Below are 12,660 nucleotides of genomic sequence, written 5' to 3'. Positions count from 1 at the left end.
GCGTGATCACGGCTTGGGCCCTTTCCAGTCAATCGGACAGATCTCGGCCGATTTGCCGCCAAAGTCCCAGACGCGACCATAATCGCGCACCTTTGATTTCGTACCAGCAGCGGCAATAATATCGGGGCCCATCCAATATTTTGAGTTGCTGACCATGACAGGATGATCCGGGCTTGCGCCTTTCATCATCTCGATCTCACCTTGAATTTTGCGGCCAATATAGATGCCGCGCTTGGTGCCTTCGCGCACAATCTCGACCTTTTCGCGTTCGGCCCCGATAATCTCGGACACCAACATGGTGAACAGGCCGGTGGTCCCGCCTGCGGCCCCACTGAATATCTTGAGGATGCCATTATAGGCTTTCTGGGTCGAACGCTCGTCAACATATGCGGCAACTTTCCAGTTGCCTTCGGCCATGCGGCCCGGAATATCGACCAGCAGGCCCACGTTCAGACCTGAAAGATCCTCGCCTTCAAAATGCCCTTCATCAATGGCAATCGCCATCCACGCATGGCAATGCCCCTCAGTCGGTGGGTGCGCCCCAAGACTGACCACGCAAGGGCAAAATACGGTGCAAGAGCAGTTCAAAAACAGCTCGCCCTTGATCGCCCATTCGGTCGGCTTCATCTTGCGGCGCAGCGGGTTGCTGTCCATGCGCTGGTCAATGCGTTGCGAAATCGGCAAGCGATCCGCGGGTGCGCGTTCTTTCTCAGCCATAATCATGTCCCTTTCACTAAAAGACAGCCAAAGCCAGACCAGCGGCGATCAGCACCACCCCAGTCGGTTTGATCACACGATGCCCAACGTCGGGCAGTTTTTCGAATACCATCAGCAGTGTCGCGAGGCCCATCCAGGCCAGGCTCATTACCCCACCGACAAAGCCAAGCGCCATAAAACCCCAGCAACACACCACACAAAATGCCCCTAAACCCAACCCCATACGCAAACCACCAAAGAAACCAGTTTTCCACTGGCCCAGAAAATAGGTCATGGGGGCATGACACACGCCATGGCATACTTCTTTCACGCGGCTGAACTGGAACGCACCGACAACGATCAGCAAAATGGCTGATAACCAAACCGGTGCAATACCCAGCATATTGATGACGCCATTAAAAAGCAAAACAAGCTGGACCCCGGTAATCACAGCAGCAAAACCGACCCAGACAATGAAATAACCCAGCAAGACGCCGATCCACCCAGCGCGAGTGCCGTCAGCACTGACCATCAGGCGTTCATAAGTCGTCAACGTAGGCACCAGCGTCGGCAGCATCATTGCCGCCATCATAATCGCCCACATCGCAAACAAAGGCCCAAAGCGCGCCATCGGCATATCCATCGGCATGCGCGGGTCCATATCTGCCATGGCTTGCCCCATCGGTCCGGGGCGGCCCAGCAGATCAAGGTCCATATCCATTGCCATGGCGTACATCATCCACCACGCAAACAGGATCGCGGCGAAGAACGACAACCAAAGCGATGATCGAACCAGATGCGGCACGGCGTCCTCCCAAACGACTATGTGCGACTCAAGACTTGCACAATGATATGTCAGACGTTTAATTGTCTGACAAATGAAAATTGACCCCAAGAACCCTGCCGATCTTTCGGCTCAGATTGCCAAAGCCATTCGCGATGCCATTATCTGTGGCGATCTGCCAGTCGATGAACGCCTGCCTTCTGAAGCTGAGCTTGCCGATCAATTCGAAGTGTCCCGACCAACGGTGCGTGAGGCGCTGAAACGGTTGGCAGCACAATCGCTGATCCGCACCCAGCGTGGTGCCACCGGTGGCGCCTTTGTAAACCGGCTCAAATTCGAGGATGCCTACGGGCAGCAAATCACGACATCGACGTTGCTATTGTCGATGAATGAGATCAGTTTCGCAACAGCCTGCGAGGCGCGATATGCGCTGGAACGGGCCTGCGCACCCTTGTCCGCCAAACGTCGTACCGCCGATCACTTGGCCACCATGCGGGCAGAGGCGCATCGGCAATCGCAACCGGGACTGACGGATGAAGCGTTTTGCGCGTCCGACGTGGCCTTTCACAGGGCGCTTGTGGATGCAGCAGGCAACCCGGTTCTGTCTTACCAGTTGGCCGGTGCGGTCGAGGCGATGCAGCCGTTGATGAACATGATCACCTTCAGCGCGCGGTCACGTGAAAAGATCGTCACGTTGCACACTCAAATCGCGGACGCGATCGCAGCACAGGACGGGGTTGCTGCTGATATGCATCTGTCAGCACTTGCAGGTTACACCCAAGAGTTGGCCCAAGGTGTGATTGCACAAAGGCAGGAAAAGCGCGGTTAAGGTAAGGTGGATCGTGATCCACCTTACGCGACCAAAATCCCATCAAATTGTTGTGTCCCGATTGATGGTCAGGCCAACTTCGTGCATCTAGGCAGCATACACATTCCGACCACCGCAGGAGCCGATGATGAAAGCCGTTATTTTTGGATCGACCACCCTCGCCGTCGCAGCCGCAATCGGCATCTATGCGTGGCAATCGCAGTCAGCCATGCCGCAGCCATGTGGTGATACCGCCGTGGCCGGCAGCACCATTGGCGGCCCTTTTGAACTGATATCGGAAACCGGCGAAACCGTGACCGATGCAGATGTGATCACCAAGCCGACGCTGGTCTATTTTGGCTATACTTTTTGTCCTGATGTGTGCCCGCTTGACAGCGCGCGCAATGCGCAGGCTGCGTATATCTTGGAAGATCAGGGGCTTGATCTGGGCACGGTTTTTATTTCGGTCGACCCACAGCGCGACACGGTTGAGGTGGTGCGCGATTTCACAGATAACTTCCATGAAGATATGATCGGCCTTACCGGATCGCCCGAGCAGGTCAAGGCAGCCAGCCAAGCCTATAAAACCTATTACCGGGCAATGGATGACGATCCAGAGTTCTATCTTGTCGATCATTCAACCCAGACATACCTGATGTTCCCCGAAACAGGCTTTAAAACCTTTTTCCGCCGCGACAGCACAGCAGAACAGATCGCCGAAACCTCGGCCTGTTTCATCAATCAGCTCAGTTAATCAAGACTTTTCTTGTGCCATTTGATCTGGCGCAAGAAACCTCATGCGGCCTTCTGACAGAACGGACGCATGAAACATCTTGATCACCTTCGCCGCATGGGCCTGTTTGATGCCCGCGTTCCCCGTTACACCAGCTATCCACCAGCGACGGCATTCACGCCGCAAACGGGCGAGGCGTTTCAGATCAGCTGCATCAAAGCACTTGATCCGGCAACGCCCGTATCTGTTTATATTCACATTCCATTTTGCGAACGGCTGTGTTGGTTTTGCGCCTGCCGCACGCAGGGTACCACCACGTTGGAACCTGTCGTGAACTATCTGCGGGTGGTGAAGAAAGAACTGGAACTGCTGCGCGCCACTTTGCCCGCCGGCGTGACCATGGGGCAAATGCATTGGGGTGGCGGCACGCCGACTATCCTGCCCCCCGATATGATCCGGGAACTGGCACAGGCGGTGAAAGATGTGATCCCCCCTGCCCCCGCATTCAGTTTCTCGGTCGAGATTGATCCCACGCTTGTGGACGACGGTAAAATCGCCGCTCTGGCTGAAATGGGCATGACCCGCGCCAGCATCGGCATTCAGGATTTTGCCCTTGACGTGCAAGACGCCATCGGACGCAAACAAAGCTTTGGCGCGACCCGCGCCTGCGTCGACAGCCTGCGCGCGGCCGGTATCACATCACTGAACGCCGATTTGGTCTACGGCCTGCCGCATCAAACACCTGCCAAGCTGGCCAATACCATCGCCAAGGTCCGCGCCCTTGATCCTGATCGCATCGCCCTTTTCGGGTATGCCCATGTGCCCACGTTTTCAAAACGGCAAAAGCTAATCCCAAGTAATGCATTGCCTGGCGAAGAAGACCGCTATCATCTGGCACGCCAGGCCGCACATGCCTTCACCGGCAGCGGCTATCAGGCCATCGGGATTGACCATTTTGGCAAGCCAGAGGATAGCCTGACTATTGCCGCCAACACCGGCCATTTGCGCCGGAATTTCCAAGGTTATACCGACGACACCTGCCCCAGTTTGATCGGGATTGGTGCGTCATCCATTTCGCAATTCGCCCAAGGTTACGTGCAGAATGCCTCGGCCACCGCCGCCTATCTTGAACGGGTGGAGGCGGACAAACTCGCGGCCCATCGCGGATATCAGATGAAAACAGAAGACAAGCTGCGCGCATCCGCCATCAACATGCTGATGTGTGATTTTGAGATTGATCTGCACAAACTTGACGCTTTTCCAAACGCACGCGATCTACTGCCCATTCACGCGGCAATCCTTGAAGATTTTGCAGGTTACGTCGTCGCAACGGGCAATGGTTTGCGGATCACGCCGGCAGGCCGCCCGCTGACACGTATCATCGCGCAACGGTATGATGGCTTTGGCAATATCGTCGCGCAGTATTCGCAGGCCTCGTAGGCCGTTACCATTGATCTTGCATGCGACCGCCCCACGTTGATGTGCGTAACACCAAAAGGCACGGTCATGGATATCATCAACATCATTTTCGCCATTCTCAGCATCGGCTTGGGATGCTTTGGCTGGCTTGCCCCACGCTACACGCTGGGCGCGCTTGACCTGAAAATGGGCGAAACAACCATGGGTATGTCGGAAATACGTGCGTCAGCCGGTTGTCTGTTTATCGGTATGGGGATTGGCGCACTTTGGCTGGGCACACCAGAGGCTTATGTGATGCTGGGTTTTTGCTGGTGCGGTGCCGCCATCGGGCGGCTGACATCGCTGATCGTCGACGGGGTGTCACGCAAGAAATCGGTGTATTTCATTGTCGAAGCCGCCGTTGGTATCCCCGCGATTTGGCTTAATCTGGTCTAGCATCCCCAAATCATGGGTCAAATTTGCCCTTGCAACATCGGTCGCGCATCGGCCAGGGCATGGGAAATGAAGTCACGTAACACTTTCATCCGTGCCGTTTCACGTAGGTCACGATGGGTCAGGACCCAAATGTCACGGGCGGGCTTGGGGTGCATCTTTGGCAGTCGCACCAGCCGCTGATCATTGTCACCAATGACGCAAGGCAGATATGCCATGCCCAATCCGGCGGCGGCCGCGTGATGCTGCAGCTCTGCATGATTGAAGGCCCCGCGCACCTGCATATCCGGTAAATTCGTCTGCCGCGCCCAAGCGCCATCGTCGTCAGCAGCCCACCCCAGCCAACACGCGGCACTTTCGGTATTGGCCGCGCGATACCCTGTCGCATAGGACACACCAACCTTGCGCCCCACAAGTGTTTCGGGTGGTGACCCGTCCAAAGCCACCATACGCACCGCAACATCAGCTTCGCGGCGATCAAGGTTTGATGCGGCGTAGGAAATATCAACCTCCAGATCAATGTCAGGATATGTCTGCGCAAAACGGCGCAATGGCACCAAAAGGCAATAGAAGGCCAAGAAATCTGGCAAAGTCAGTCTGATGGGCCCTTCCAGCCGCCGGTCCAGCCCTGAAACTTTCAGCAAACCGGAATCAAATTGTTCCGCCGCGGCCTCAACCGATATCAGCAACGCCTGCCCTGCCTCTGTCAGAGCAAAGCCACGGGGACCGCGGGCGAACAAAGCGGCACCAACTTGATGCTCTAGACGATCCAGCCTGCGCGACAGTGTCGAATGGCTGATCCCAAGTACAGCGGCGGCGGCCCGCACCGTTGGGTGTACCGCCAAGGCCCGAAATAGCCGCAGATCGTCCCAGTCAATATCCAACATCACCATACACCTTTGGTCTATTTTTGCACAAAGGTACATCATATTGGACGATTTATCGCAACACCTGACTGTGCGACAAGACGTGATCACAAGCGAAAGGCTGCATCATGAAACACTGCCAAGTGTCCCAATCATTGCTGATTAACGTACCACCCGCGAACGTCTGGGGGATCATCAACGCCGTGGAAGGCATGGAAGACTGGTATCCCGGTCTGATCCAATCATCAAAAACCACCTATAGCGAAGGTGGCGTCGCGCGCGTTTGTACCATGGCAAATGGTGGCACATTGAACGAACGCATCTTGCTGCGTGACACTGCAACGCGCACCTTCGTCTATGCCATCGATCAACATCCGCTGCCCGCAAAGAACGTCGTCGGCACCCTGCGCGTGGATGACTTTGATGGCCATGCTCACGTCACGTGGAGCGCGCAATTCACCACAGAAGACGCCGACCATAACGCAATGAGCGAGATGGTAAATGCCATGTACCGCAATGGCTTAAGCAGTCTGTCCGCTTTTGCCCAAACATAACAAAGAAGGAAAACCATAATGTCACTTTTGAAAAAACTGACCACCCGCAATGTTGGCACTGTCGACCGTCTGATCAGAACACTGCCCGCAGTTGCTGTCCTGATACTATGGGCTGGCGGCATGCTTAACGGTACTGCGTTGATTATTACAGGCGTCATCGCCGCAATGCTTTTGGTGACAGCGATTACCGGTATGTGCTCGATCTACGCGATGCTTGGGTTCAGCACCTACCCCGTCAAACAGGGCTAGGGTGGCGCTACGCCCCCTTGCGTGCCGCATCATCCTTGCCTATTTAAGGGATGTCCTTCGGGACTATGGACATAAACGCGCTCGTAATAAGCGGATCGGACCCGGGGGCGGTACCCGGCGTCTCCACCAAACACCCTTCATTTGGGGGCTATGGGGACGAAATAGGATCGACGAACGTCTAAAGGGGTAAGCTTTGTCTCGGTGAGTTACCACCGTTATCGGTACAAATTGTATAGTTGCAAATGACAACAATGCACCGATGGCAGTCGCAGCGTAAGCTGTGCCTAATATCGAACCTTAACTCCTTAGGTTTTGCGACCTAGGGCGGGGTTCGCAGGTACCTGGCAACAGAAACCTGCACTTTCACCCCGCATCCGGTACTTTTGTGACGCACCCGCGATCTTGTGACTTGCTTTGGGCCTTATGCTCTGCGCACGATAAGCTGATGTTACGACTTGCTATTCTGTCCCTTTTTTCATCACTTCCTGTTGCGGTCCAAGCCTGTGAGACCGCGTTGGTCCTGACAATGGATGTGTCCAATTCCATCGATTCAGCGGAATACCGATTGCAGACAGATGGGCTGGCCGACGCGCTGCGCGACCCCGAAATTATTGAGACCATGGTCGCAGGTGAAAACTATCTGACGGTGGTGCAGTGGTCGGGCGTCGACAGGCAAACTGTGTCTATCCCATGGACGCAAATGCGCACGGCACTGGACGTCGAAGCCTTCGCACAAAAATCCCGTCGGATGGAGCGCGCCTTTGTGTTGTCCGACACGGCCCCTGCCGAGGCGATCTATTTCTCACTCGGTCTGTTTGATCAGGTCGCGGAGTGCGAACGCCGGGTCATCGATGTGTCAGGTGACGGCACACCCAACGGCGGGTCAGATACCCGCGCCGCCCGCAACGCAGCAGAACGCGCTGGTGTGACCATTAACGGCATCGCGATTGAATCGATGGGGCTGGCAATCACAAACTTTTTCCGCGGTGCCGTGATCACCCGCGACGGCTTTGTGATGACCGCACGCACGCACCGCGAATACCCGCAAACCATCAAGGCCAAGATCCTGCGCGAGATCAGCCGTATCTTTGGTTAGGGTTGACGGATACCGCGCAATCTTTCACCAATAAGGTCTGGGGTCCGCGAACACCCCGTAAGGCCCCGGCCAAAGCATCGCATCCACTGACACCTTCAGAAAGGATGCACGATGGCTGCCTTCAACGAAATTTCCCCTGCAAACCTGATGCGGCTGATCGGAACGCCGCAATGTCCCGCAATTGTTGACGTCTGCATTGATGCCGACTTTGACAATGACCCGCATCTTGTTCCGACAGCGTTCCGGCATCCACACGCCGATTTGCCACGGCTGAAAGAGCGTATCAGGGGGCGCGACACTGTTGTGATTTGCCAAAAGGGGGCCAAGCTATCGCATGGCGTTGCCGCAAGGCTGCGTGCAGCTGGGATCGGCGCGCAGGTGCTTGCCGGCGGCAACCATGCATGGCGCGACGCCCAATTACCCCGTGTACCCGCGCTGGCCATCCCCGGCACATTATGGGTTACCCGTCATCGCCCCAAGATTGACCGCATCGCCTGCCCTTGGCTGATCCGCCGCTTCGTCGATCCATCTGCCGAATTTATGTTCGTCCCGCCAGCAACAGTCGCGGATGTCGCAGACCGCTTTGGGGCTATCCCCTTTGATATGGAAGTTGGCATTTGGGGGCACAAAGGCGAGGGCTGCACCTTTGATACAATGATAGACGCGTTCGGCCTGCGTCACCCACCGCTTGAGGCCCTTGCCACGATCGTGCGCGCAGCCGACACCAACGCGCATACGCTGTCACCGCAAGCCGCAGGTCTATTGGCGGTTTCCGTTGGATTGTCACGTATGTTTCGTGAAGATAATGCACAGCTGGATGCGGGAATGCTGCTTTACGATGCGCTTTATCGTTGGGCACGCGATGGACAGGACGAAAACCACGATTGGCCAGCGGGACACACATCATGACCGGCGAATTGATCCGCGTCTTTGGGCGTATCGGGCTGCTGTCCTTTGGCGGTCCCGCCGCACAGATCGCCTTGATGCACAAAGAACTGGTCGAAAACCGCGACTGGCTATCCGAGGATCAGTTCCTGCGCGCCTTGTCCTTTTGCATGCTTTTGCCCGGACCAGAGGCTATGCAACTGGCAACCTACGCTGGCTGGAAACGGCAAGGCATTGTCGGCGGTTTGATCGGTGGTGGGCTGTTTGTATTGCCCGGCGCGGTGGTGATTATGGCGCTAGCCCTCGCATACGGGGCCTATGGCAACTTGCCCGTGGTGCAAGCGCTGTTTCTGGGCGTTAAAGCGACTGTCGTGATCATCGTCATCGAAGCGCTGATCAAGATTGCGAAACGTGCCTTGATGAAAAGGGAACATATGCTGCTTGCGTTGGGTGCTTTCATCGCACTGTTCTTCTTTGCCCTGCCGTTTCCGCTGATCATTCTGGGCGCGGCGGTGATCGGTGCCATCGGCCCGCAAGGTGCGGCGACACAGCATCAGCCCCTACCGGGAAACTTGCGGCGTAGTCTGCGCATTTTGGGAATTGGCGCACTGATCTGGGCCGCACCTTTTCTGCCAATCGCGCTCACTGATAACGGCTTCCTTCTTGATATCGGCGTTTTCTTTTCGACCCTTGCAGTGGTAACTTTTGGCGGGGCCTACGCCGTACTGGCCTATATGACGCAAGAGGTCGTGGTCTCTTACGGGTGGCTATCGACCCCGCAAATGATGGATGCGCTGGGATTGGCGGAAACAACGCCTGGTCCATTGATCCTTGTCACCCAGTTTGTCGGTATGATCGCGGGTATGGCCGAGGGCGGCGTTATGATGGCGCTGATCGCTGGGGCGTTGACACTCTGGGTGACGTTTGTGCCTTGTTTTATCTGGATATTCGCAGGCGCCCCCCTGATTGATTGGCTGGATGGGCGGCCCCGATTGCGCGGCGCACTTGCTGGGATCACGGCGGCGGTTGTGGGTGTCATCGCCAACCTGTCACTGTGGTTTGCGCTGCATGTCTTCTTCGCGAAAGTCAGCGCCATTTCATTCGGGCCAGTTCAGACGATCCTGCCAAACCTGACATCCGCACAACCGCTTGCGATGGGTTTGGCTATCATTACCGCGGCACTCTTGCTGTGGCGTCATTGGCCTTTGCCGCTTGTCTTGCTTATCTCGGCAGTACTCAGCCTTGGTGCATCCGCCGCAACCGGCGCGATCTGACGCGCCCCCTTTCAACCACCATCGAATCCCTTATGGTAGTGTTACACGACGGGGAGATTTGCACTGTGACCAGCACGATTGACTATGGAAATCTGATGCACCGCGCGATGCGTGGTCTTATTCAGGAAGTGCTGACAGATGTGCAAAAAGATGGCTTGCCGGGGCAACACCATTTTTTTGTGACCTTCGACACCATGCACCCGGACGTGGAAATTGCGGACTGGCTATCAGACCGTTATCCGGGCGAAATGACGGTGGTGATCCAGCATTGGTTCGATAATCTTGAGGTCACGAACGAAGGTTTTACGATCTCGCTGAACTTTGGCGACAATCCCGAAACGCTTTATATTCCGTATGACGCCATCAAAACGTTTGTTGATCCGTCGGTTGAGTTCGGGCTGCGCTTTGAAACGCAGGACGAAGATGAAGACACAGCCATGTCTGACGTCGAAGAAGCGCCGATGGACGAAATGGTCGAGCCTGAGGATGCCAACGACGCCCCGAAAGAGGCCGATGTCGTCAGTCTGGATCAATTCCGCAAGTAATTACAGCAAACTGCCCCCCTTGCGATATTGCGATTTGCCCCCCCGCTGCCTATAGGTCAATGCGACTTAGCCTAAGGGGATCACCATGACCGACACACGCACAGAAACCGACAGTTTTGGCCCGTTGGAGGTCCCCAGCGACCGGTATTGGGGGGCGCAAACCCAGCGTTCAATCATGAACTTTCCCATTGGTTGGGAAAAGCAACCGGTGGCAATTGTGCGCGGCTTGGGCGCGATCAAGCAAGCCTGTGCCATGGCGAACAAAGAGCGCGGCAAACTGGACGCAGAACGTGCCGACGCGATCATTGCAGCCGCGGCCGAAGTGGTTGCAGGCAAACTGGATGATCACTTTCCGCTGGTCGTTTGGCAAACCGGTTCTGGCACGCAATCCAACATGAATGCCAACGAGGTCATCTCGAACCGCGCGATCGAGATGTTGGGCGGCACTATCGGATCAAAAGATCCGGTGCACCCCAATGATCACTGCAACATGGGCCAATCATCCAACGATACATTCCCAACCGCCATGCACATCGCTGTGGCGATGACGGCGCATGATGTGCTGCTGCCCGGTCTGGCCAAGCTGCACGCTGCACTTGAACAAAAGCAGGCCGCATTCAACGACATCATCAAAATCGGCCGCACGCATACGATGGATGCGACACCCCTGACATTGGGGCAGGAATTTTCCGGCTACACCCATCAAGTCGCCATGGGCATCCGCCGGATCAAGGCGGCCCTGCCCGCCATCTATGAATTGGCCCAAGGTGGCACGGCTGTCGGCACAGGTTTGAACACACCCAAAGGCTGGGGCGAAACAGTGGCGGCCAATATGGCAGAAATTACAGGTTTGCCTTTTGTGACTGCGCCAAACAAATTCGAAGCGCTCGCAGCGCATGATGCATTGGTTGAAATGTCAGGCGCACTCAAAACAGTGGCCGCCAGCCTTTACAAAATCGCTGCCGATATCCGCATGTTGGGCTCTGGCCCGCGCTGCGGTCTGGGTGAATTGATGTTACCTGAAAATGAACCCGGTTCGTCTATCATGCCGGGCAAGGTAAACCCGACACAGGTTGAAGCCCTGACGCAGGTTTGCGCCCATGTCATGGGCAACGATGCCGCTGTCGGCTTTGCGGGCTCTCAGGGGCATTTTGAACTGAACGTGATGAAACCAATGATGGCTTATAACGTGTTGCAATCTATGCAGCTTTTGGGCGACGCATCGGTTACTTTCACCGACAATTGCGTGCAAGGCATCAAGGCGGATGAAACCCGGATCGAAAAACTGATGCGCGAATCCCTGATGCTCGTGACAGCCCTCGCGCCGACCATCGGCTATGACAATGCAACGACGGTGGCCAAAACCGCGCATAAGAACGGCACCACGCTGAAAGAAGAGGCCATCAAACTAGGCTTTGTGGATGAGGCGACGTTTGACAAGGTCGTGCGCCCAGAGGATATGATCGGCCCGAAATGAAACCGGTCAATCTGAACCAAGCACGCAAGGCCAGGTCACGGGCCGAAGCAAAAGCCAAGGCGGATGAAAATGCTGTCCGCTTTGGCCGCACCAAGGCTGAAAAAGTACTTGATGCAACACAAGCCAAACAAGCAAGTGATCGGCTTGCTCAGTTGAAGTTCGAAGACGATTGATGCCCCAACGCCGCCCTGTCAAACGCTCACTTACATTGCGTGGCCACCGGACTAGCGTGTCACTGGAAGATATCTTTTGGGATGCATTTCGCGATTATGCGGCGTCTGACGGTGAAACGATCAACGGGCTGGCGGCAAAAATAGATGAAGCCCGAGGTGACCTCGGGCTTGCGTCTGCAATGCGGGTATTTGTTTTAGAACGCGCGTTGGCGAACACTCACTTATCCGACGAATAAAGCGCCCCGCGCAAGTTGGTCAACTGTTCGCTTGCGTTAATCTCTGTCTCGCTCAGCTTTGCTGGCTTCACTGCCTTGGCTGTGCGCACGTCTTTGTCAAACAACTTGGCAATATCCGAACCGCCCAGTTTTTTCTTAGATACCGCCCGCCCCTTTTTATCGTCAGTCTTGCGTTTAAAAAGACCTGTAAGCCCTTTTCGTGACGATCCTGGCAGAGAAATTGTCATGTAACGAAAGCCTCAATGGGTGAACATCTAAGTTGTTAATGTAGGTATGACATAATTCAGGCAACCGTGCAATTCCGCCATTTTTAGTTAAACGGGGCCACTACCATCTAAGTATCTGTTTTTGTTATGTTAACGCTTAAGTAGTAGTAAAAATGTTACGCAAACCTGCCACATTTGTGTTTCTACTTATGCCATTTTCAAAGGTT

The 12,660-nt window shown here is 55.4% G+C and carries 17 protein-coding genes and 1 other RNA gene; 14 read left to right on the top strand and 4 right to left on the bottom strand.

Going from position 1 to position 12,660, the window contains the following annotated elements; translation table 11 throughout:
• Positions 1 to 6: 6 nt before the first annotated feature.
• Both RCCS2_RS13040 and RCCS2_RS13035 read right to left on the bottom strand, forming a co-directional pair.
• Entirely contained in the window at positions 7 to 717 is a 711-nt protein-coding gene (locus tag RCCS2_RS13040; RefSeq protein ID WP_037294123.1) for a DUF1326 domain-containing protein, read from the bottom strand.
• A gap of 16 nt (positions 718 to 733) precedes the next feature.
• On the bottom strand, positions 734 to 1,501 hold the full coding sequence (locus RCCS2_RS13035) for a DUF2182 domain-containing protein (RefSeq protein WP_008234944.1): 768 nt from the start codon (positions 1,499 to 1,501) through the stop codon (positions 734 to 736).
• 73 nt (positions 1,502 to 1,574) lie between these two features.
• Here RCCS2_RS13035 and RCCS2_RS13030 point away from each other — a divergent pair, with 73 nt between their 5' ends.
• From RCCS2_RS13030 to RCCS2_RS13015, 4 genes are all read left to right on the top strand, one after another.
• On the top strand, positions 1,575 to 2,309 hold the full coding sequence (locus tag RCCS2_RS13030; protein ID WP_008234943.1) for a FadR/GntR family transcriptional regulator: 735 nt from the start codon (positions 1,575 to 1,577) through the stop codon (positions 2,307 to 2,309).
• Between the two features lie 127 nt (positions 2,310 to 2,436).
• Entirely contained in the window at positions 2,437 to 3,042 is a 606-nt protein-coding gene (locus RCCS2_RS13025; RefSeq protein WP_037294122.1) for an SCO family protein, read from the top strand.
• Positions 3,043 to 3,111: 69 nt separating this feature from the next.
• On the top strand, positions 3,112 to 4,461 hold the full coding sequence (gene hemN / locus RCCS2_RS13020) for an oxygen-independent coproporphyrinogen III oxidase (RefSeq protein ID WP_008234941.1): 1,350 nt from the start codon (positions 3,112 to 3,114) through the stop codon (positions 4,459 to 4,461).
• Positions 4,462 to 4,527: 66 nt separating this feature from the next.
• The gene (locus tag RCCS2_RS13015; protein WP_037294120.1) at positions 4,528 to 4,875 is read left to right on the top strand and encodes a DUF4345 family protein; all 348 of its coding nucleotides are present in this window, start codon (positions 4,528 to 4,530) and stop codon (positions 4,873 to 4,875) included.
• Between the two features lie 17 nt (positions 4,876 to 4,892).
• On the opposite strand, the gene RCCS2_RS13010 is transcribed toward RCCS2_RS13015, so the two are convergent.
• Positions 4,893 to 5,759, bottom strand: a complete 867-nt coding sequence (locus RCCS2_RS13010) for a LysR family transcriptional regulator (RefSeq protein WP_198007046.1) — start codon at positions 5,757 to 5,759, stop codon at positions 4,893 to 4,895.
• A gap of 107 nt (positions 5,760 to 5,866) precedes the next feature.
• Between RCCS2_RS13010 and RCCS2_RS13005 the strand changes: the two genes are divergently transcribed.
• From RCCS2_RS13005 to RCCS2_RS12970, 10 genes are all read left to right on the top strand, one after another.
• On the top strand, positions 5,867 to 6,292 hold the full coding sequence (locus RCCS2_RS13005) for an SRPBCC family protein (protein WP_008234937.1): 426 nt from the start codon (positions 5,867 to 5,869) through the stop codon (positions 6,290 to 6,292).
• Positions 6,293 to 6,310: 18 nt separating this feature from the next.
• Positions 6,311 to 6,541 carry a YgaP family membrane protein gene (locus RCCS2_RS13000; RefSeq protein WP_008234936.1) on the top strand — a complete coding sequence of 77 codons (231 nt, stop codon included), beginning with the start codon at positions 6,311 to 6,313 and terminating at the stop codon, positions 6,539 to 6,541.
• A gap of 13 nt (positions 6,542 to 6,554) precedes the next feature.
• Positions 6,555 to 6,903: a transfer-messenger RNA gene (gene ssrA, locus RCCS2_RS18190) on the top strand.
• Between the two features lie 83 nt (positions 6,904 to 6,986).
• Positions 6,987 to 7,637 (top strand): DUF1194 domain-containing protein, encoded by a 651-nt coding sequence (locus RCCS2_RS12995; RefSeq protein ID WP_008234935.1) that lies wholly within the window; start codon positions 6,987 to 6,989, stop codon positions 7,635 to 7,637.
• Positions 7,638 to 7,748: 111 nt separating this feature from the next.
• Positions 7,749 to 8,546: a chromate resistance protein ChrB domain-containing protein gene (locus RCCS2_RS12990; RefSeq protein ID WP_008234934.1), complete on the top strand. Its 798-nt coding sequence runs from the start codon at positions 7,749 to 7,751 to the stop codon at positions 8,544 to 8,546.
• The gene (gene chrA / locus RCCS2_RS12985; protein ID WP_008234926.1) at positions 8,543 to 9,796 is read left to right on the top strand and encodes a chromate efflux transporter; all 1,254 of its coding nucleotides are present in this window, start codon (positions 8,543 to 8,545) and stop codon (positions 9,794 to 9,796) included. The genes RCCS2_RS12990 and chrA overlap by 4 nt, the downstream gene beginning before the upstream one ends.
• A 65-nt stretch (positions 9,797 to 9,861) precedes the next feature.
• Positions 9,862 to 10,341, top strand: a complete 480-nt coding sequence (locus RCCS2_RS12980; RefSeq protein ID WP_008234925.1) for an SspB family protein — start codon at positions 9,862 to 9,864, stop codon at positions 10,339 to 10,341.
• Between the two features lie 85 nt (positions 10,342 to 10,426).
• A complete protein-coding gene (gene fumC, locus RCCS2_RS12975) occupies positions 10,427 to 11,818 on the top strand; it encodes a class II fumarate hydratase (RefSeq protein ID WP_008234922.1) in 1,392 nt (463 codons plus the stop codon).
• Positions 11,815 to 11,991 carry a DUF4169 family protein gene (locus RCCS2_RS18185; RefSeq protein WP_008234920.1) on the top strand — a complete coding sequence of 59 codons (177 nt, stop codon included), beginning with the start codon at positions 11,815 to 11,817 and terminating at the stop codon, positions 11,989 to 11,991. The genes fumC and RCCS2_RS18185 overlap by 4 nt, the downstream gene beginning before the upstream one ends.
• On the top strand, positions 11,991 to 12,227 hold the full coding sequence (locus tag RCCS2_RS12970) for a ribbon-helix-helix domain-containing protein (protein WP_008234919.1): 237 nt from the start codon (positions 11,991 to 11,993) through the stop codon (positions 12,225 to 12,227). The genes RCCS2_RS18185 and RCCS2_RS12970 overlap by 1 nt, the downstream gene beginning before the upstream one ends.
• Here the strand turns inward: RCCS2_RS12970 and RCCS2_RS12965 are convergent.
• A complete protein-coding gene (locus RCCS2_RS12965) occupies positions 12,209 to 12,454 on the bottom strand; it encodes a hypothetical protein (protein ID WP_008234917.1) in 246 nt (81 codons plus the stop codon). The two genes, RCCS2_RS12970 and RCCS2_RS12965, sit on opposite strands and share 19 nt — an antisense overlap.
• Between the last annotated feature and the right edge of the window lie 206 nt (positions 12,455 to 12,660).

The organism is Roseobacter sp. CCS2 (genome assembly GCF_000169435.1).
Lineage (GTDB): Bacteria > Pseudomonadota > Alphaproteobacteria > Rhodobacterales > Rhodobacteraceae > Yoonia.
Note: the sequence above shows the minus strand (reverse complement) of the source record. Positions and strands in the feature narration are given on the sequence as shown.